Source organism: Pseudomonas sp. W5-36, from assembly GCF_046540455.1.
In the GTDB taxonomy this organism is placed as follows: Bacteria; Pseudomonadota; Gammaproteobacteria; order Pseudomonadales; family Pseudomonadaceae; genus Aquipseudomonas; species Aquipseudomonas graminis_B.
This window is the reverse complement of the sequence record NZ_JAXCIQ010000003.1, coordinates 174,335-194,943: the sequence shown is the minus strand read 5'-3', so window position 1 is coordinate 194,943 and position 20,609 is coordinate 174,335. Positions and strand designations below refer to the sequence as shown.

Sequence of the window (20,609 nt, the reverse complement as noted above, 5' to 3'; positions counted from 1 at the left end):
GGGCTCGGTCGGGAGCGGCGGCAAACACTTGATTTTGAGCCAGTTGTGACGGCCAGACGGGTTTCTATTTGTAGATAAAACAAAATACTGCCACTAAAAGGGGTTGTTTTCTATTTTTATGAGAATAATCTTGTAATTCCAACAACAAATTCTTGAGGACGGGTGTATGACTCTCCGCATCGCAATTAATGGCTTTGGCCGAATCGGCCGCAACGTCCTACGCGCACTCTATACCCAAGGCTACCGTCAGGACCTGCAAGTCGTCGCCATCAATGACCTGGGCGACAGCGAGATCAACGCCCATCTGCTGAAATTCGACACCGTGCACGGGCCGTTCGACGGCACCGTTGAGCACGATCAGGAAAGCCTGACCGTCAATGGTGACCGAATTGCGGTCAGCGCCATCCGCAACCCGGCCGAGCTGCCGTGGAAATCCCTGAATATCGACGTGGTGTTCGAATGCACCGGTCTGTTCACCGACCGCACCAAGGCCGCCGCGCATATCACCGCCGGCGCCAAAAAAGTCATTATCTCGGCTCCGGCCAAAGGCGCCGATGCGACGATCGTCTACGGCGTCAACCATGACGTGCTGCGCCAGTCCCATCAGGTCATTTCCAACGCCTCCTGCACCACCAACTGCCTGGCGCCGGTCGCCCAGGTGCTGAACCGTGAGCTGGGCATCGAGAGCGGTCTGATGACCACCATCCATGCCTACACCAACGACCAGAACCTGATCGACGTCTACCACACCGACCCGTACCGCGCGCGTTCGGCGACGCAGTCGATGATCCCGAGCAAGACGGGCGCTGCCGAAGCGGTCGGTCTGGTGCTGCCGGAGCTGGCGGGCAAGCTCACCGGCATGGCCGTGCGTGTGCCGGTGATCAACGTGTCGCTGGTCGACCTGACCATTCAGCTCAAGCGCGATGCGACGGCCGAAGAGGTCAACGCGATCATGAAAGAAGCGGCGCAGCATTCGAAAATCCTCGGTTACAACACCCTGCCGCTGGTTTCCCACGACTTCAATCACAACCCGCTGTCGTCCATCTTCGACGCGAACCACACCAAAGTCAGCGGTCGCCTGCTGAAGGTGCTGGCGTGGTACGACAACGAATGGGGCTTCTCCAACCGCATGCTGGATAACTGCCTGGCGTTGATGAACGCCGAGTAAGTAACAGTATCCCCCTATGTAGGAGCGAGCTTGCTCGCGAAGTCGGAATCCAATCCGCTGGAGAGTCAGCGGATTTACCCAGCTCTTCGCGATCAACTCCCTCCCTCAGTCATGACTACCGTCCCCGGACAACGCCCTTACAAACTGTGCAAATCCCCGCCTTGACCTGACCTCTAGATGATAAGCATTATCATCTGCTGAATTCTGGTCGGGTGCCCCCGTGACTCAGTCGCATTTCAACACTGTCTTTCTCGCCCGGCGAACCATGCTGCTGCGAACGCTTCAGCGTATGGTCCGCAGCCACAGCACCGCCGAAGACCTGCTTCAGGAAACCTACCTGCGTGTCACCCGCGCGCTCTCCGAGCGAGCCATCGAGCACCTCGAACCCTTCCTCTTCCAGACCGCGCGCAATCTGGCACTGGATCATCTGCGCGCCAGACGCATTCACGCGCGGACCATCGTCGATGATGCGCCGATCAGCGATATCCATGATGTCGTCGCCCCCGACGCCGCGCTGGAGGATGCCGCCCACGCCAACCGGTTGCTGGAAAGCCTCAGCGCGAGCCTGGAAACCCTGACGCCGCGGCAGCAGAAAATCTTCACCCTCAGCCGGCTCCACGGCGCGAGTTATCTGGAGATCGCCAAACAGCTGGGGGTGTCCACCAGCACCGTGCAAAAAGAACTGAAGCTGATCATGACGGTCTGCCTGAGTGTGGCCGCGCGTCTGGATCACTGAGCTTCGCCGGTCAGAATCGTCAGCTGGTGCCACAGAGTGACGCTACACTGCCGCCCAAACCGTGGACCCGAGGACGCTGCTTGACGGACGCCCAATCACCCCGCCGCGCTCAAGCCGATGCGGCACGCGCCGAGACGATGGATCAAGCCCTGACCTGGCTGATCGAACTGGACATTGCCGATGCCGAAACGCATAGGCGCTTTCTGGAATGGCTCGACGCCGATCCTTCCCACCGCGAAGTATTCGCCAGCGCCGAGGCCGTGTGGCATTCGCAACCGGTGTTCGATGCCGCAGCGCTGCTGGCCGCGCGGAAAAAAACATAGCGCCGGGTGATGTGCTGGCAAAGCAGCCCGCAGTTGCTCAATACCTGATGCTCTGGCACTCACCCAAATTATTTTTACGCGATAGCCGCTGCCCGTACGTCTAGTCATAGCCAATGCAACTGATTCCTATTTGAATCATCTCGCAACAACTATGACGACCCGCACGACAGGGAGCGCTATCCATGCTGTCCAGTTTCAACCCCGCACCGCCCGCCTCGCCCAGAGCCACACACGACGTCGGGCTTTCGCTGCTGACCATCGCCATTTTCGCCGCAAGCCTGCACAGCCCCACCATCGCTGCCGCCGAGCAGGGTCATGCCCTGGAACTGGAGCAGATTACGGTCAGTGCCACGCGTCAGGCGCAGTCGGTGGATTCGGTGCCCGGAACGGTGACGGTGCAGGACCGCACGGCACTGGATCGGCGCAACGTCAACAGCATTCGCGATCTGGTACGCGACGAGCCCGGTGTCTCCGTGGGCGGAGCCGGCCAGCGGGCGGGCACCAGCGGCTATAACATCCGCGGCATCGACGGCGACCGCATCCTGACCCAGGTGGATGGCGTGGAAGTGCCGGACAATTTCTTCCAGGGCCCTTTCGCCAACACCCATCGCAATTATGTTGATCCGGAGATCATCAAGCGCGTCGAAATCCTGCGCGGGCCTGCGTCGGCGTTGTATGGGAGCAGCGCCATTGGCGGCGCCGTGAGCTATTACACCCTCAATCCCGAGGACATCATCAAGCCAGGCAAGGATGTCGGCGCCCGCCTGAAGACCGGCTACAGTTCGGCGGACAACAGTTGGCTGACTTCGTCTACGGTTGCCGGCCGCGCGGGGGATGTCGACGGGTTGCTGCACGTCAGTCAGCGCAACGGCCACGAGACCGAGTCCTACGGTGAGCATGGCGGCACGGGGCTTTCACGCACGAAGGCGAACCCGGAAGACGCCCGCGCCACCAATGTGCTCGCCAAGCTGGGCTGGAACTACGGCGACAATGATCGTCTGGCGTTCACTTACGAGAAGTACAAGGACGACACCCATACCAATCAGAAAAGTGTGGTGGGCGGGCCTTTCTATGCCGGTCGTGGTTTTGGTTACTACGGCTCACGTGAAGGGAACGACGTTATCACCCGAGAGCGGTTTGGCCTGGAAAACAGCTTTGCGCTGGACAGCGTGTTTGCTGACAACGCCAAGTGGAGCCTGAACTACCAGATTGCCAAGACGGATCAAAATACCTTTGAAAGGTATCTGCCCTCTGACCCCAGAAGCGGGGCGGTTTTGCGAGATGTCTGGCGCACCCGCGACACCCATTACAAGGAACGCCAATGGATCCTCGACACACAGCTGGATAAGGCGTTCGACATCGGCGACACCCAGCACCTGCTAACGTACGGCACGACCCTCAAGCAACAGAAGATAACAGGGCTTCGGACAGGATCAGCCACCTGTGCGTCGGTCGTCGGAACCTGCCGCACCCTCGGTGCAGTCAGTGCCAGCGCGAACGACATCGTGGCACCCACCAACGACTTCCCGAACCCGACGATCACCACCTACGCGCTGTTCGCCCAGGATCAGATCAAATGGGGCGACTGGACCTTCATGCCCGGCGTCCGCTACGACTACACCACGCTCGAACCAGACGCCACGGATTCATTCCTCAAAAGCGTCAATCTGAAAAGCAAGAGCGAGTTCGACGACAGCACGAAAAAATGGCATCGCCTGTTACCCAAGCTGGGGCTGACGTATGCGCTCAACGACGCCTACACCTGGTACGGCCAGTACGGCGAGGGTTTCCGCACACCAAGCGCCAAGGCGCTGTATGGCCGGTTCGAGAACACCCGGGGCAATTACGTCGTGGAGCCCAATCCCGACTTGAAACCGGAGACGAGCAAGAGCTACGAAACCGGGCTGCGAGGTCACTTCGACGAAGGCACGTTTGATGTTGCTGCGTTCTACAACACATACCGCGACTTCATTAATGAGGACGCGGTGATTCCAGCCAACTCCACCACCACGACCTTCCAGTCCAACAACATCAAGCACGCCACGATCAAGGGCGTCGAGCTCAAGGGTCGTCTGAACCTGGACAGCTTCGGCGCACCCGAAGGCCTCTACACCCGAGGCTCGCTGGCCTATCTATACGGCCGCAACAATGACAACGGCCAGCCCATCAACAGCATCAACCCGCTGACCGGCGTATTCGGGCTGGGTTATGACCAGAACACCTACGGCGGCTTGCTGAACTGGACCCTGGTCAAGCGCAAAACGCGGGTCGACACCCGCAGCTACTACGCGCCGGATGGCGCCACCCGGTTCAAGACGCCGGGCTTCGGTCTCGTTGATCTGACGGGTTATTACAAAGTCACCAATGACGTCACGGTCAGCGGCGGCCTGTACAACGTCGCGGACAAAAAATACTGGCTGTGGGACGACGTGCGCGGCTACGACAACGTCGGCGACGCAGGCGCCACCGCCCCCGCCAACCTCGACCGCCTGACTCAGCCAGGACGCAATTTCGCCGTCAACGTGGTGTGGGACATCTGACCGATCCCCGTTGCAGGAGCGTGATTTTTTACGCGCCTGCGACGTTCGTTTGTTTTGTTATCAAGCGCCTCATTTAACAAGGAAGACCCCATGACCGATAACTCGATTCGTCGTTCGCAACGACTGAACCAGATCACCCATGCCCCCCATGAACAACTGGACAAGGCGGTGAAAGCCAACGCGCCGTTCGAAACACTGGCCAGTTACAGCCGATTCCTCAGCGCGCAGTACCTTTTTCAGGAAGAGCTGAAAACGCTGTACACGCACCCACAGTTGATCGCGCTGATTGCCGACCTGCCCGATCGATGCCGCGCCGAACAGGCCAAGGCTGATTTGCTTGATCTTCAGGCTGGCATCCCCGGCCCTGTCGCCGGCGCCGTCGAGGAGCCCAGCATTGCCGAGGCACTGGGCTGGCTGTTCGTCTCGGAGGGTTCGAAGCTGGGTGCTGCGTTTCTGATCAAACGCGCCATGGCCCTGGACCTTAGCGAGACCTTCGGCGCCCGCCATCTGGGAGAACCGTCGGGCGGTCGCGCCGAAGGCTGGAAGCGCTTTATCCGGGTCATTGACGATCTGCCGTTCAACGCTGAGCAGGAGCGCGCGATAGACCGCGGAGCAGTGGCGGCCTTCGAGCGTTTCAATGTGCTGCTGCAACACGCGTACGCTCCAGCGTCTGAAGCGGAACCCGCCTGACGCCGGGCCTTTTGCGCCCGGCACTGATAAGCTGAGCGCCTTTGCGGGACGTGAAAATCCCGCAACACCTGCTCACTCTGCATTACCGAGACCATGACCAGTACACCACCCGGCAGCAAACTGTCCCGCATCCTGTTTGGCATTCTCGCCTACGTGAGCCTGACGATCGGCATCATCGCGATTTTCATTCCGGGCCTGCCCACCACCGAATTCATTTTGCTGGCGGCATGGGCGGCGACGCGTAGCTCGCCGCGCCTGAGCGCGTGGCTCGAGAATCATCGGGTGTTCGGACCGATGCTGAGCAACTGGCGAAACGGCAAGATGATTGCGCGCAGGGCCAAGATCAGCGCCACGGTCACCATGCTGATTTGCACGGTGATGATGCTGGTAGTACTGAAACATAATTGGTGGATCTATTTCGCGGTGGCCGGCATGGTGCTGGTCAATCTGTGGATCTGGTCACGGCCTGAGCCTTCGCGCCTTCAGCCGGAAAAGTGAGATGTAGAACCGGCTTCAGCCGGGAAGAGGCCGGTTTGAACGCCCTCAATCCTGGGGCGTGACACCTGACGCCTCCCCGGCTAAAGCCGGTTCCACACACAGCGCGCAGCACATGAGCCTGAACCCGAGGCGGCCCTGTGGGTCTGTCCCTCTAGGTCCAATCACTTTCTCAGGAGCCACCGCCATGTTCGAGCCAGGTCATCTGCACATCGTCCACCCCGCTCTGCAACCACACGACGTCGGCTACGACCTTCATATCCGCTACGAGGTCAGCCAGACTGATTCGGGGCCGGGCATGCAATTCAGGCTGGAAGGTGACATCAGTGGCCAGAGTGTCAACGAAACCTTTGAGCTGCCGAAGGACAAGGCGTACAACTTCGCCAGCGAAGCTTCCCGCAGACTTGAGAAGCATGGGCTGCCGAGAACCACCGACCTGCACGCGATGCACGGGGAGTACGATCAGATGTTCGAAGAGATCCGTCACAAGCTCGACATGAAATCCGGCGACTCGGTTAAGCCAGAGCATCTGGAATAGCCCGCTCGCTTCCACGGTCTCGGGATGGGCAATGAGATTACTGGCATAATCGCCCCCCTCATTCCCGCGAACCCTTTCCCTCCCCATGCGCATTCACGTCACGTTCATTGACCGCGTCGGCATCACCCAGGAAGTGCTGGCCATCCTCGGCGCGCGCAACCTGAACCTCGATGCCGTGGAAATGGTACCGCCCAACGTCTATATCGATGCTCCGACGCTGAGCCATGACGTGCTTGAAGAACTCAAGGACCGGCTGTTCCGCGTGCGCGGTGTGGAAGCGATCACGGTGGTCGACATCCTTCCCGGCCAGCGCCGTCATCTGCAACTTGACGCCTTGCTGGCAGCGATGACCGACCCGGTGCTTGCCCTCGACAGCGCCGGCCATGTGCTGCTGGCAAACCCCGCACTGGTTGCGTTGTATGGCCGGGAGCCGGCGGGCGAATCGATTGGCGAGCTGTTTTCCGATGCGGGTCTGCAATCGGCGCTGCTGGAAAACGGCTTTCGTCTGCCGCTGCGGGAAGTCACGCTCAACGGCGAAGCGCTGCTGCTGGACGCTACCCCCATCACCGACGCGGGCGCGCTGCTGACCCTGTATCTGCCCAGCCGGATTGGCGAACGCCTGTCGGCACTGCACCACGATCACGCTGAAGGTTTCGACGCGCTGTTGGGGGATTCCGCGCCGATCCGCACCCTCAAGGCGAGGGCGCAACGGGTCGCTGCACTGGATGCGCCGCTGCTGATTCAGGGTGAAACCGGCACGGGCAAGGAACTGGTGGCGCGGGCCTGTCATGCAGTGAGCGCGCGCAACGGGGCGCCTTTTCTTGCGCTGAACTGCGCGGCGTTGCCGGAGAACCTCGCTGAGAGTGAACTGTTCGGCTATGCCCCCGGCGCCTTTACCGGTGCCCAGCGCGGCGGCAAACCCGGCCTGATGGAGCTCGCCAACAAAGGCACGGTGTTCCTCGACGAGATTGGCGAAATGTCGCCGTACCTGCAGGCCAAATTGCTGCGCTTCCTCAATGACGGCAGCTTTCGGCGGGTCGGCGGCGACAAGGAAGTGCAGGTCAACGTGCGTATCCTCAGCGCAACCCACCGTGACCTGGAGAAAATGGTCGCCGAGGGCACCTTCCGCGAAGACCTGTTCTATCGCCTGAATGTGCTCAATCTGGACGTACCGCCGTTGCGTGAACGGGGTCAGGACATCCTGATGCTGGCACGCTATTTCATGGAGCAGGCCTGCACGCAGATTCAGCGACCGGTCTGCCGACTTGCGCCAACCACGTACCCAGCCCTGCTTGGCAATCGCTGGCCGGGCAACGTTCGCCAGTTGCAGAACGTGATCTTCCGCGCTGCCGCCATCTGTGACAGCTCGCTGGTCGACATCGGCGACCTGGACATCGCCGGTACGTCGGTGGCGAGGGACCGTGATGGCGAAGTCGAAAGCCTCGAAGGGGCGGTCGAGGATTTCGAAAAGTCGCTGCTGGAAAAGCTCTACAGCCAGTATCCCTCGACGCGCCAGTTGGCCGCGCGGCTGCAGACGTCACACACCGCGATCGCCCATCGGCTGCGCAAGTACGGGATCCCGGGCAAAAGCTAAAGAGCCCAAAGATGTTGGGAGTGAGCTTGCTCACGAAGGCGAAATTCCAACCGCTGGAGATTTAGCACGTGGACGGGCCTCTTCGCGAGCAAGCTCGCTCCCGCAAGACTCCGTACGTCCATAACATCAAGCGCATCACCTCCGTAACGATATCGCAACACTGTATTGAAAACATTCCAGAGCTTATACGCAGCGCCCTATAACTCCGCTGCGGCGGAATCCCGCTCTTGCCTCAAAGCTCCGTATCGATTTCGTTCCAGCAAGTTTCGAATTCCAAGCCACTTGAACCGCCACCGCCCAACGTTTACGCGCCCTTCTCGACCTTGGCCGCAAACTTGCTATGCACTCCTCCCATCACGCCCGGGCATAACGGGCGATTTACCATCTGGGGAGATTCCATGAGCGAGTTGCGTTTTACCGAAGACCACGAGTGGCTGCGCGCCGAAACTGACGGCAGCGTCACGGTCGGTATCACCGCCTTTGCGCAGGACGCACTGGGTGACGTGGTTTTCGTGCAACTGCCGGAGCTGCAGTCCTACGACAAAGGCGCCGAAGCGGCCACCGTCGAATCGGTCAAAGCCGCCAGCGGCGTGTACATGCCCCTCGATGGCGAAGTCGTCGAAACCAATCCCGCGCTGGATGCCAACCCTGAACTGGTCAACGAAGACCCGCTCGGCCAAGGCTGGTTCTTTCGCTTTATTCCTTCCAATCCCGATGCTGTCGGCCAACTGATGACCCAAGACGCCTATGATCGTCTGATCAAAGCCAACGCCGAAGCCTGAGGAGCGCGCAATGACTGACCGTATTGAATTGAGCACCGCCAACGAGTTCATCGCCCGCCACATCGGCCCGCGTGCCGCTGACGAAAAAGCCATGCTCACCACCCTGGGCTATGACTCCCTCGACGCACTGACCGCCAGCGTCATCCCTGAATCCATCAAGGGCACCAGCGTTCTCGGCTTGTCCGCCGGGCAAAGCGAAGCCGACGCGCTCGCCGACATCAAAGCCATCGCCGGCAAGAACCAGCTGTTCAAAACTTACATCGGCCAGGGTTACTACAACACCCATACCCCGGCGCCGATCCTGCGCAACCTGCTGGAAAACCCGGCCTGGTACACCGCTTACACACCGTATCAGCCGGAGATTTCCCAAGGCCGTCTGGAGTCACTGCTGAACTTCCAGACCCTGATCAGCGACCTGACCGGCCTGCCGATCGCCAACGCCTCGCTGCTCGACGAAGCCACTGCCGCTGCCGAGGCCATGACCTTCTGCAAACGCCTGAGCAAGAACAAGAGCAGCAACAAGTTCTTCGCCTCCGCCCATTGCCACCCGCAAACCCTCGACGTGCTGCAAACCCGCGCCGAGCCGCTGGGCATTGAAGTGGTCGTTGCGGACGAAGCTCAACTGACCGACGTCAGCGAGTTCTTCGGCGCGCTGCTGCAATACCCTGCCAGCAACGGCGACGTCTTCGACTACCGCGAACTGGTCGAGCGCTTCCACACCGCCAACGCCCTGGTCGCCGTGGCCGCCGACCTGCTGGCCCTGACCCTGCTCACCCCACCGGGCGAGTTTGGCGCTGACGTGGCCATCGGCAGCGCGCAACGCTTCGGCGTGCCGCTGGGTTTCGGGGGTCCGCACGCGGCCTACTTCTCCACCCGCGACGCCTACAAGCGCGACATGCCCGGCCGACTGGTGGGTGTGTCCATCGACCGCTTCGGCAAGACCGCCCTGCGTCTGGCCATGCAAACCCGCGAGCAACACATCCGTCGCGAGAAGGCCACCAGCAACATCTGCACCGCGCAGGTGCTGCTCGCCAACATCGCCAGCATGTACGCCGTCTACCACGGCCCGCGCGGCCTGACCCGCATCGCCATCCGTGTGCATCACCTGACCGCGATTTTTGCCGAGGGCTTGAATCAGCTGGGCTTGAAGGCCGAGCAGTCGTTCTTCTTCGACAGCATCACCCTGAACACCGGCGCCAAAACGGCCGACCTGCACGCCAAGGCCCGCGCACACGAAATCAACCTGCGTGAAGTAGACGCCGAGCGCCTGGGCGTTTCCCTGGACGAAACCACGAAGCAAGCCGACGTCGAAGTGCTGTGGTCTCTCTTCGCTGCCGAAGGCCAGGCCCTGCCTGACTTCGCCGCGCTGGCGGACAGCGTGGAAGCGCGCCTGCCTGCCGAGCTGAAGCGCCAGTCGGCGATCCTCAGCCATCCGGTGTTCAACCGCTACCACTCTGAAACCGAGCTGATGCGCTACCTGCGTCGCCTGGCGGACAAGGACCTGGCGCTGGACCGCACGATGATCCCGCTGGGCTCGTGCACCATGAAACTCAACGCCGCCAGCGAAATGATTCCGGTGACCTGGGCCGAGTTCGGCAACCTGCACCCGTTCGCCCCGGCCCAGCAGAGCGCCGGATACCAGCAATTGACCGACGAACTGGAAGCGATGCTCTGCGCCGCCACCGGTTATGACGCGATCTCCCTGCAGCCGAACGCTGGCTCCCAGGGCGAGTACGCCGGTCTGCTGGCGATCCGTGCTTACCACCAGAGCCGTGGCGACGAGCGTCGCGACATCTGCCTGATTCCATCATCGGCCCACGGCACCAACCCGGCGACCGCCAACATGGCCGGGATGCGCGTGGTCGTGACCGCTTGCGACGCCCGCGGCAACGTCGACATCGAAGACCTGCGCGCCAAGGCCATCGAGCACCGCGAGCACCTCGCTGCACTGATGATCACCTACCCGTCGACCCACGGCGTGTTCGAAGAAGGCATCCGCGAAATCTGCGGCATCGTGCATGACAACGGCGGCCAGGTGTACATCGACGGCGCGAACATGAACGCCATGGTCGGCCTGTGCGCACCGGGCAAGTTTGGCGGTGACGTGTCCCACCTCAATCTGCACAAAACCTTCTGCATCCCCCACGGCGGCGGCGGCCCGGGCGTTGGCCCGATCGGCGTGAAATCCCACCTGGCGGCGTTCATGCCGGGTCACGCCCGAATGGACCGCAAGCAAGGCGCGGTCTGCGCGGCGCCGTTCGGCAGCGCGAGCATCTTGCCGATCACCTGGATGTACATCCGCATGATGGGCGGTGAAGGCCTCAAGCGCGCCTCGCAACTGGCGATCCTGAATGCCAACTACATTTCCCGTCGCCTGGAAGAGCACTACCCCGTGCTGTACACCGGCAGCAACGGCCTGGTCGCCCATGAATGCATTCTCGACCTGCGCCCGCTGAAGGAAACCAGCGGCATCAGCGTGGATGACGTCGCCAAACGCCTGATCGACTTCGGTTTCCACGCCCCGACCATGTCTTTCCCGGTCGCGGGCACGTTGATGATCGAGCCGACCGAGAGCGAGTCGAAGGAAGAGCTGGATCGATTCTGCGACGCGATGATCAAGATCCGCGAAGAAATCCGCGCGGTCGAAAGCGGCGTGCTGGACAAGGACGACAACCCGCTGAAAAACGCGCCCCACACCGCCGCTGAACTGGTGGGCGAATGGAGCCATCCGTACAGCCGCGAGCAGGCCGTGTACCCGGTGGCGTCGTTGATCGAAGGCAAATACTGGCCACCGGTGGGCCGTGTCGACAACGTGTTCGGCGACCGCAACCTGGTCTGCGCCTGCCCGTCGATCGAAGACTACGCTTAACCAAGCCACGAGCTTCAAGCCGCAAGCTACAAGTGAAAGCCGATCAGCTTTTACTTGCGGCTTGTAGCTTGCTGCTTGTTACTGCTTCACTTCCCGGAACCCCATCATGTCGCTGAGCGTATTTGACCTGTTCAAGATCGGCATTGGTCCCTCAAGCTCCCACACGGTGGGCCCGATGCGGGCGGCGGCGCGGTTTGCCGAAGGCTTGCAGCGCGATGGCCTGCTGGAAACCATCATCTGCGTCAAAGTCGAGCTTTACGGCTCACTGGGTGCCACCGGCAAAGGCCACGGCAGCGACAAGGCTGTGTTGCTGGGCCTTGAAGGTGAGCATCCCGACACCGTCGATACCGAAACCGTCGCGGCTCGCCTGCAGCAGATCCGCAGCACTGAACGCCTGAAACTGCTCGGCCGGCACAGCATCGAATTCATCGAAAAGCATCACCTGGCGATGATTCGCAAACCCTTGGCCTTCCACCCCAACGGCATGATTTTCCGTGCCTTCGATGCCTTCGGCCTACAGGTGCGCAGCCGCGAGTACTACTCCGTCGGCGGAGGGTTCGTGGTCGATGAGCAAGCCGCTGGCGCAGACCGCATCGTGGAAGACCAGACGCAGCTGCTATATCCCTTCAAAACCGCACGGGATCTGATGGCGCACTGCACCGCGAGCGGCCTTTCGATCAGCCAGGTCATGCTGGCCAACGAAGCCGCGTGGCGCCCCGAGGCCGAAACCCGTCAGGGCCTGCTGCACATCTGGCAGGTCATGCAGGACTGCGTCGAAGCGGGTTGCCGCAACGAAGGCATCTTGCCGGGCGGCCTGAAGGTCAAGCGGCGTGCGGCAGCACTGCATCGTCAACTGTGCAAAAACCCGGAAGCCGCGCTGCGTGATGCCTTGTCGGTGCTCGACTGGGTCAATCTGTACGCGCTGGCGGTCAACGAAGAAAACGCTAACGGCGGCCGTGTGGTGACCGCGCCCACCAACGGTGCAGCCGGGATTATCCCGGCGGTGCTGCATTACTACATGCGCTTCATCACCGGGGCCAACGAAGACGGCGTCGTGCGTTTCCTGCTCACGGCGGCGGCGATCGGCATTCTCTACAAAGAGAACGCGTCGATCTCCGGCGCCGAAGTCGGCTGTCAGGGCGAAGTCGGCGTGGCCTGCTCCATGGCCGCCGGCGCACTGTGCGAAGTATTGGGCGGCAACGTTCAACAAGTGGAAAACGCCGCTGAAATCGGCATGGAGCACAATCTCGGCCTGACCTGCGACCCCATCGGCGGCCTGGTTCAAGTGCCGTGCATCGAGCGCAATGCAATGGGTTCGGTGAAGGCCATCAACGCAGTGCGCATGGCCTTGCGCGGCGACGGCCAGCATTTTGTCTCGCTGGATAAAGTGATCCGCACCATGCGCCAGACCGGCGCCGACATGAAAAGCAAATACAAGGAAACAGCCCGTGGCGGGCTGGCCGTGAACATCATCGAATGCTGACATCAGCCCCCATTCATAGGGTTCCCTGCCCTTCGCGGGTACCCCGGAACCGCTTTCAAGGAGTGACCCCATGACCACCGAATTGCTGAAGACCCCGCTCAACGCCCTGCACCGTGAACTCGGCGCGAAAATGGTCGAGTTCGCCGGCTACGACATGCCCGTTCAGTACCCCGCCGGCGTCATGAAAGAACACCTGCATACCCGAGATCAGGCCGGCCTGTTCGACGTTTCGCACATGGGTCAGATCCTCTTGAGCGGCGCGAACGCAGCGAAGGCGCTGGAAACCCTGGTGCCGGTGGACATCATCGACCTGCCGGTCGGCATGCAGCGCTACGCCATGTTCACCAACGAAAACGGCGGCATTCTCGACGACTTGATGGTCGCCAATCTGGGTAACGATCAGCTCATGCTGGTGGTTAACGCCGCCTGCAAGAACCAAGACCTGGCGCACCTGCAGCAGCACATTGGCAGCCAGTGCGATATCACGCCGCTGTTCGACGAACGTGCATTGCTCGCGCTGCAAGGTCCGCAGGCCGTTACCGCACTGGCGCGGCTGGCCCCGGAAGTCGCGAAAATGACCTTCATGCAGTACACCTCGACCAAGATCGACGGCATTGACTGCTACGTCAGCCGCTCGGGCTACACCGGTGAAGACGGTTACGAGATTTCGGTACCGGCGGACCACGCAGAATCCCTCGCGCGTCGTCTGCTCGCGGAGCCGGAAGTGGCGCCGATAGGCCTGGGCGCGCGGGACTCGCTGCGACTGGAGGCCGGCCTTTGCCTCTACGGCCACGACATGAATACCGAAACCACGCCGATCGAAGCCAGCCTGCTGTGGGCGATGTCCAAGGTGCGTCGCGCCGACGGTGCGCGTGCCGGCGGTTTCCCCGGTGCCGACTCGATCTTCGCCCAGCACCAAAGCGGTGCGGCGCGCAAACGTGTAGGCCTGTTGCCACAAGAGCGTACGCCGGTGCGTGAAGGCGCTGAAATCGTCGACGCCGAGGGGACGACCATCGGGACGGTCTGCAGCGGCGGCTTTGGCCCGACCCTGAGCGCGCCGTTGGCAATGGGTTATGTCGACGCCCGTTTCACCGCGCTGGAAACCCCTGTCTGGGCCATCGTCCGCGGCAAGAAAGTCCCCATGCACGTGACGAAAATGCCTTTCGTTCCGGCACGTTACTTCCGCGGCTAAGTAACATCGTCAAAAAATGCGGCACCGCAACAGTGCATTAAACTGTGCGGATGCCGCAGCCCGGCGCCAGCGTTAAGTGCATTAAAACTGTCAAAATATTGAACTTCGACAACCCTCTAAACATTAAAAACTATCGATCTTGCGAACGTGGTTAATGTTTTTAAAAACCCGGAAACCCCTATGAATGCTGGCCCAAACGGGGCTTGTTTTTTCGCCGAGAGTTAGCGTAGAGTTTCTCGACTGTGTTTGCATGGGTCGCTGGGATCGTGACCCGGGCAGTAGCGCCAAAAGCAATGCTACATCCCGTTCTACGTTTCTTCTTCCTGCAACCAGCCCCAGTACTCTTTCGTGTGAAGGAGACTGTCATTAATTTAATGCTTCAAGGAATAAGAAAATGTCTACACGTCAGAGCGGCACCGTTAAGTGGTTTAACGATGAAAAGGGTTTCGGTTTTATCACCCCTGAAAGCGGTCCGGATCTGTTCGTCCACTTCCGCGCTATTCAAGGCAACGGCTTCAAAAGCCTGAAAGAAGGCCAGAAAGTGACGTTCGTCGCGGTGCAGGGCCAAAAAGGCATGCAGGCTGACGAAGTACAAGCCGAGGCCTGATCAGCCGACGCAAAGAGCCCCTGATGGCCAACATCAGGGGCTTTTTTGTGCCTGCGATTCCGTAAACTGCCCGCCTCCGATTAAACGAGCGCCGCCAAGATCCGACACGTTTTACGCCCCCAGGGCGAATTTCCTCCCGTGGGATTGGGCCGGCGCATGGCTGCGATCAGCTACGACGCACTGCTGTGTGTGGCACTCATGATAGTCACCGCCTTTCTCTACAAACTGGTCTGGATGGGGATTGTCGGCGAAACCAGACTGCGCCAGCTCTCCGAGTCGGGCGCGCTCGACGCCGACCCGTTGCTATCCTCGATTCTGCTGATCACGCTGTTCGGCTTCTTTGCCCATTTCTGGACACGCGCGGGCCAAACCCTCGGCATGCAGGTCTGGGGAATACGCGTGCAGAACGCCGACGGAACGGCCATCGGCCTGTGGCAGGCGCTGCTGCGCTTCATCGTAGCCATCGCATCGTGGCTGTGCGTCGGGCTAGGCTTCTTCTGGAGCCTGTTCGACAAACAGAAACGCTGCTGGCATGACCTGTATTCCGAGACGCAATTGGTGCGAGTGCCCAGAATCAGAAAATGAACCTCGGTAAGCCGCCCACAAAAAAGCCGACCCTGGGGTCGGCTTTTCATACTCAGCAGGTATCAGCCCGCGCGACGCAGCAACCAGATGCCCGCCAGGGCGCACACACCCGCCGGCACCAGCACGGCGAAGAGTGGCGAGAAACCGAATACGAGGCTCGACGGGCCCAGCAGATCCTGAGCGATTCGGAAGGTGAAGCCCACCAGCACGCCCGTGAACACACGCTGCCCCAGCGTCACCGAGCGCAACGGCCCGAAGATGAAGGAGATCGCCATCAGCACCAGCGCCACCGTCACAAGCGGCTGAAGAATCTTGGTGTAGAACGCCAGCCAGTAACGACCGTTGTTCAGCCCCTGATCGGCGAGATAACGCGCATAGCCGTAAAGCCCGGTCATCGACAGCGATTCAGGCGGCAGCACCACCGTGCTCAGCAGCTGCGGGCTCAACGCAACGTTCCAGCGTTCTTCAGGAGCGGTGACCACTTCGGTGCGACCGTCGTGGAAGACCGTCGTGGTGACGTCTTTCAGCAACCAGTAATCGGTCTTGAAGTTGGCCTGCTTGGCGAAGCTCGACGTCAGCATGTGGCGCTGGTCGTCGAAATGGTAACGGGTGACGCCATACAAAAGGCCGTTCGGCTGCACCGTGTTGATGTGGATGAACTCCTCACCCTGACGGTGCCACAGGCCGTGCCTGGCGCTCTGCGCGTCGCCGGTGCCTTGAGCCAGCGAACGTGCGGCCTGGGCCGAGGCTTCAGTCACCGGCGCGACGTATTCGCCGATCAACAACCCGGCCACCATCAACACGAGCATGGGCTTCATGACCGCCCAGACGATACGGCCGATCGACACACCGGCGGCCCGCATGATGGTCAGTTCGCTGCTGCTGGCCAGTGCGCCGAGACCGATCAGGCAACCGATCAGCGCGGCCATCGGCAGCATGTCGTAGAGCCGGCGCGGCGCGGTCATCAACACGAAACTGCCAGCGTCCCAGAAGGTGTAGGTGTCGCTGATGTCAGCCATCTCGTCGATGAAGGCAAACAGCGAGGCCAGTCCGAGGATGATCCCCAGTACCGCAAGGATCGCCATGAACACGCTTTTGCCGATGTAGCGATCGAGCTTAACCATGAGCCACCCCCGACACGCTGCGGCGACTCGCAAGCTTCAGGCGCAGAGGCTCCCAGTAGAGCAACGCCAGTCCGATGGAGAGGAACAGTGCATGCACCCACCACAGGCCGAGGCCCATCGGGATCTTGCCCTTCTCCAGCGCACCGCGCGCAGCAATCAGGATAGTGAGATAAGCCATATAAAGAAGAATCGCCGGAAGAAGCTTGAGGAAGCGGCCCTGACGCGGGTTGACCCGAGCCAGGGGCACCGCCATCAGCGTAACGATGAACACCAGAATCGGCAGTGAGACCCGCCATTGCAGCTCGGCACGGTTGCGCAGGCTGTCTTCGCCGGTCAGCAGTTCGCTGGTGGAGATGGCGTCGCGGTCGGTGACCTCATCGCTGATGTCCGGCTTGGGCAGCAAGGCGCCGTAGGTGTCGTATTTGATGGCGCGGTAATCGGCCTGACCGGGGTTGCCGTCGTAGCGATAGCCATTGTCCAGAATCAGGTAGCGCGTGCCATCGGGCTTGATTTCCTGCCGGCCTTTTTCCGCCACCAGCACGGTGATGCCGTGGTCTTTCTTCTCGTCGAGTTTCTTTTCGGAGATGAACACGCCGCCCAAGTTGATGCGGTCGTCGCTCATGGTTTCGGTGTAGGTCACGCGGCTGCCGTCACGCAGCAGCTGGAAGCGACCCGGCACGAGTGTGTCGAATTCGGTCATCGCGTCCTGCTTGTTGATCAGCAGCTGGAACTGGGTCGCGCCCTGGGGGGCGAGGCTGAAGCTGAGCCAGGCCACCAGCAGTGACACCAGCGCAGCCGGCGCTAGGGTGATCAGCAACAGACGTTGCTGGCTCATGCCGGTGGCGGCCAGTACGGTCATTTCGCTTTCGAGGTACAACCGGCCGTACGCCAGAAGAATCCCCAGGAATAACCCCAGCGGGAGGATCAGCTGCAGGAAGCCCGGCAGACGGAAACCCATGATCAGAAACAGCACACCCGGATCGAGTGCACCCGATGCAGCCTGGGCCAGGTATTTGATGAAGCGGCCACTCATGATGATTACCAGCAGCACAGCACTGACAGCGCTCAGGGTAACCAGCACTTCTCGGGACAGGTAACGGAAGACAATCAAACCAGACACTCCAGGGTTGTCACGCTAAGGCGGCATGACAATGAAATGGATCAGCCATGATGCGCGCGACGGCGAACCACCAAAAAAATATGCGGCATTATCCTGTGATTGGGTGTGTCTGTCACTGCGCGCGCGGGATACTTCTGTAACCGGCACACCGGCGCACCCGGACGGGGTTGTCATCCATTGGCTCGCAGGGTCAAACTGCGGGCCTTGCCGCAGGCATGCCGGTGTAAATACCTCTGCGCCGCTGCCGAGCCGTGTGCTCAAGTGCGATAACTCACAGTTTATTCGGGGACCCCGACATGGAATTGGTTGTTAAAAGCGTCAGTGCAGAAACCTTGAAGACCGCCACACTGGTGGTCGCCGTCGGTGAAGGCCGCACGCTGAGCGACACCGCGAGCACCCTCGACACCCTGAGCGGTGGCGCCATCAGCGCTGTCCTCAAGCGCGGCGACCTGTCGGGCAAGATCGGCCAGAGCCTGTTGCTGCACAGCCTGCCCAACCTGAAAGCCGAACGCGTACTGCTGGTCGGTTCGGGTAAAGAGCCGGAATTGAACGATCGCCAGTTCCGCAAAATCATCAGCGGCGCGCTCGGCACCCTGAAAAGCCTGGGTGGCGTTGATGCCGGCTTCGACCTTGACCAGTTGAACGTCAAGAATCGCGATGTTTATGGCAAGAACCGCCTGCTGGTCGAAACCCTGGCCGATGGCGAATACGTCTTCGATCGCTTCAAGAGCCAGAAAGTCGATCCTCGCGCCCTGAAAAAAATCACCCTGCTGACCGCCAAAGCCAACGTCGCCGACGTTGAACGTGCGGCCAAACACGCACAGGCCATCGCTGCCGGCATGGCGGTGACCCGCGACCTGGGCAACATGCCGCCGAACATCTGCCACCCGACCTATCTGGGCGAGCAGGCCAAGGCGATGGGCAAAGCCAACAAGGGCCTCAAGGTCGAGATCTTCGATGAAAAAGACATCGAAAAGCTGGGCATGGGCTCGTTCCTGGCGGTCGGCCAAGGCAGCGCTCAGCCGCCACGCCTGATCGTCATGCAGTACTCCAACGGCAAGAAAAGCGAAAAGCCTTTCGTGCTCGTCGGCAAGGGCATCACCTTTGACACCGGCGGGATCAGCCTCAAGCCGGGCCTGGGCATGGACGAAATGAAGTTCGACATGTGCGGCGCGGCGAGCGTGTTCGGCACGTTGAACGCCGTACTCGAACTGCAACTGCCGATCAACCTGGTGTGCATCGTCGCGGCGGCTGAAAACATGCCGAGCGGCAACGCGACCCGCCCGGGTGACATCGTCAAGACCATGAGCGGCCAGACCGTCGAGATCCTCAACACCGACGCTGAAGGCCGTCTGGTGCTGTGCGACGCGCTGACCTACGCCGAACGCTTCAAGCCACAGGCCGTTATCGACATCGCCACGCTGACCGGTGCTTGCGTCGTCGCGCTGGGCGGTCACACCTCGGGCTTGCTGGGTAACAGCGACGCCTTGATCAGCCAAGTGCTGGAAGCCGGCAAACGCGCCGACGACCGTGCCTGGCAGCTGCCGTTGTTCGATGAGTACCAGGAGCAGCTGGACAGCCCGTTTGCCGACATCGCCAACATCGGCGGCCCGAAGGCCGGCACCATTACCGCGGCCTGCTTCCTCTCGCGCTTCGCCAAAGCCTACGAGTGGGCGCACCTGGACATCGCCGGCACGGCATGGCTGAGCGGCGGCAAGGACAAGGGCGCAACGGGCCGTCCGGTTCCGCTGCTGACCCAATACCTGATCGACCGCGCTGGCGTTTAAGCCGCTGCAAACGCGCCGGCCTCCGCGGTCGGCGCGTTCAGCGTTCTGGAATCACCCATGACCCAAGTCGATTTCTACATTCTGCCGAGTGCCGACCCTGTCGCGCGCCTGGACTTCGCCTGCAAACTCACCGACAAGGCCTGGCGCCTCGGCCATCGGGTGTATCTGCATTGCAGCGATGCCGGGCAACGCGAGGAGCTGGACGCCCGACTGTGGCGCTTCCGGGGCGAAGCGTTCGTGCCCCATGGCTCGGTCGAGGACGATCAGGACGCTCCGGTGGCGCTGGGTATCGGAAGCGACCCCGGCCAACATCAGGATCTGCTGGTCAATCTTGACCTGCGCATCCCGGAATTCTTCAAACGATTCGCGCGTGTCGCCGAGATCGTTGTCGAGGATCCAGCCATCCGCCTCGCGGCACGCGAGAGTTTTCGCTTCTACCGCGAACAGGGCTATCCTCTGCAAGATCACCGGCTGCAGCGTCTTTGAGCACACGATGGATAATTCAAAACACCTGAAAGATTCAGCGCACCTGCTGGATGACCTCGAATCGATTCGCCAGCTGTTGGGCGATGATCCGGCCCAGCCTCCCCTGCTGACCGAGTCCGTGCACAGCGACGAGCAGATCCCGCTGCTGTTTGACGTGGTCACCGGCCAGGTCGTGACGCTCGATGAGCACGATGCCAACCTCAATGACATTCCCCTGCTCACGCCCGAGCCGGTCGCGGCGGTTACACCTGCCGCACCTGCGGCCAACACGTCGACCTCCAAGGCGCCGAACGCTGACGCGCTGCTGCACCTGGATGGGGAACTGCGTGCCGCTGCGCAGTTGATCATGCAAGACGTGATCGACGACTTCGCCCCACACATCGAGAACGAAATCAAACGCCGTCTGGATGCGCGGATGGAACGGCTGTTGAGTCAATACAACAGCTGAACCTGTCCTCTTTCCGACCCGGGATCGCGGGTAAGCGCAGTC

Annotated in this window: 19 protein-coding genes; 17 read left to right on the top strand and 2 right to left on the bottom strand. The window is 61.1% G+C overall.

The genetic code is table 11. The features are described from left to right. Positions 1–166 precede the first annotated feature (166 nt). From gap to SLW74_RS06705, 14 genes are all read left to right on the top strand, one after another. On the top strand, positions 167–1,168 hold the full coding sequence (gap, locus tag SLW74_RS06770) for a type I glyceraldehyde-3-phosphate dehydrogenase (RefSeq protein WP_065992035.1): 1,002 nt from the start codon (positions 167–169) through the stop codon (positions 1,166–1,168). Between the two features lie 220 nt (positions 1,169–1,388). Beyond that, positions 1,389–1,904, top strand: coding sequence for an RNA polymerase sigma factor (locus SLW74_RS06765; RefSeq protein WP_065992034.1), 516 nt, complete (start codon positions 1,389–1,391; stop codon positions 1,902–1,904). Positions 1,905–1,984: 80 nt separating this feature from the next. After that, a complete protein-coding gene (locus tag SLW74_RS06760) occupies positions 1,985–2,227 on the top strand; it encodes a FecR/PupR family sigma factor regulator (protein WP_410928451.1) in 243 nt (80 codons plus the stop codon). Positions 2,228–2,409: 182 nt separating this feature from the next. Next, positions 2,410–4,767, top strand: a complete 2,358-nt coding sequence (locus SLW74_RS06755; RefSeq protein WP_410928450.1) for a TonB-dependent hemoglobin/transferrin/lactoferrin family receptor — start codon at positions 2,410–2,412, stop codon at positions 4,765–4,767. Positions 4,768–4,857: 90 nt separating this feature from the next. Continuing rightward, positions 4,858–5,457: a biliverdin-producing heme oxygenase gene (locus SLW74_RS06750; protein ID WP_410928449.1), complete on the top strand. Its 600-nt coding sequence runs from the start codon at positions 4,858–4,860 to the stop codon at positions 5,455–5,457. A 93-nt stretch (positions 5,458–5,550) separates the two neighbouring features. Continuing rightward, the gene (locus SLW74_RS06745) at positions 5,551–5,955 is read left to right on the top strand and encodes a YbaN family protein (RefSeq protein WP_410928448.1); all 405 of its coding nucleotides are present in this window, start codon (positions 5,551–5,553) and stop codon (positions 5,953–5,955) included. 184 nt (positions 5,956–6,139) lie between these two features. Beyond that, positions 6,140–6,490, top strand: a complete 351-nt coding sequence (locus SLW74_RS06740; RefSeq protein WP_410928447.1) for a DUF5064 family protein — start codon at positions 6,140–6,142, stop codon at positions 6,488–6,490. An 85-nt stretch (positions 6,491–6,575) separates the two neighbouring features. Further along, a complete protein-coding gene (locus SLW74_RS06735; protein WP_410928446.1) occupies positions 6,576–8,084 on the top strand; it encodes a sigma-54-dependent transcriptional regulator in 1,509 nt (502 codons plus the stop codon). A gap of 398 nt (positions 8,085–8,482) precedes the next feature. After that, positions 8,483–8,866, top strand: a complete 384-nt coding sequence (gene gcvH / locus SLW74_RS06730; RefSeq protein WP_410928445.1) for a glycine cleavage system protein GcvH — start codon at positions 8,483–8,485, stop codon at positions 8,864–8,866. A 10-nt stretch (positions 8,867–8,876) separates the two neighbouring features. Then, positions 8,877–11,735, top strand: coding sequence for an aminomethyl-transferring glycine dehydrogenase (gcvP, locus tag SLW74_RS06725; RefSeq protein ID WP_410928444.1), 2,859 nt, complete (start codon positions 8,877–8,879; stop codon positions 11,733–11,735). 106 nt (positions 11,736–11,841) lie between these two features. Then, entirely contained in the window at positions 11,842–13,218 is a 1,377-nt protein-coding gene (locus tag SLW74_RS06720) for an L-serine ammonia-lyase (RefSeq protein ID WP_410928443.1), read from the top strand. Positions 13,219–13,288: 70 nt separating this feature from the next. Continuing rightward, complete coding sequence (gcvT, locus tag SLW74_RS06715) at positions 13,289–14,410, top strand: glycine cleavage system aminomethyltransferase GcvT (protein WP_410928442.1); 1,122 nt, start codon at positions 13,289–13,291, stop codon at positions 14,408–14,410. Between the two features lie 394 nt (positions 14,411–14,804). Continuing rightward, positions 14,805–15,017, top strand: a complete 213-nt coding sequence (locus SLW74_RS06710) for a cold-shock protein (protein ID WP_003227496.1) — start codon at positions 14,805–14,807, stop codon at positions 15,015–15,017. Between the two features lie 99 nt (positions 15,018–15,116). Then, a complete protein-coding gene (locus SLW74_RS06705; protein WP_410928590.1) occupies positions 15,117–15,602 on the top strand; it encodes an RDD family protein in 486 nt (161 codons plus the stop codon). Positions 15,603–15,664: 62 nt separating this feature from the next. Here the strand turns inward: SLW74_RS06705 and lptG are convergent, their stop codons facing one another. Both lptG and lptF read right to left on the bottom strand, forming a co-directional pair. Then, positions 15,665–16,726 carry an LPS export ABC transporter permease LptG gene (gene lptG / locus SLW74_RS06700; protein ID WP_065992013.1) on the bottom strand — a complete coding sequence of 354 codons (1,062 nt, stop codon included), beginning with the start codon at positions 16,724–16,726 and terminating at the stop codon, positions 15,665–15,667. Beyond that, on the bottom strand, positions 16,719–17,837 hold the full coding sequence (gene lptF / locus SLW74_RS06695; protein ID WP_065992010.1) for an LPS export ABC transporter permease LptF: 1,119 nt from the start codon (positions 17,835–17,837) through the stop codon (positions 16,719–16,721). Before lptF ends, lptG begins: the two co-directional genes overlap by 8 nt. 305 nt (positions 17,838–18,142) lie before the next feature. On the opposite strand from lptF, the gene SLW74_RS06690 reads away from it, so the two are divergent. Genes SLW74_RS06690 through SLW74_RS06680 form a run of 3 tightly spaced genes read left to right on the top strand, consistent with a single transcriptional unit; the run spans position 18,143 to position 20,567 of the window. Next, on the top strand, positions 18,143–19,633 hold the full coding sequence (locus SLW74_RS06690) for a leucyl aminopeptidase (protein ID WP_065992008.1): 1,491 nt from the start codon (positions 18,143–18,145) through the stop codon (positions 19,631–19,633). Between the two features lie 57 nt (positions 19,634–19,690). After that, positions 19,691–20,119 carry a DNA polymerase III subunit chi gene (locus SLW74_RS06685; protein WP_133772097.1) on the top strand — a complete coding sequence of 143 codons (429 nt, stop codon included), beginning with the start codon at positions 19,691–19,693 and terminating at the stop codon, positions 20,117–20,119. 7 nt (positions 20,120–20,126) lie between these two features. Further along, the gene (locus tag SLW74_RS06680) at positions 20,127–20,567 is read left to right on the top strand and encodes a DNA polymerase III subunit chi (RefSeq protein ID WP_410928441.1); all 441 of its coding nucleotides are present in this window, start codon (positions 20,127–20,129) and stop codon (positions 20,565–20,567) included. The last annotated feature ends 42 nt before the right edge of the window (positions 20,568–20,609 follow it).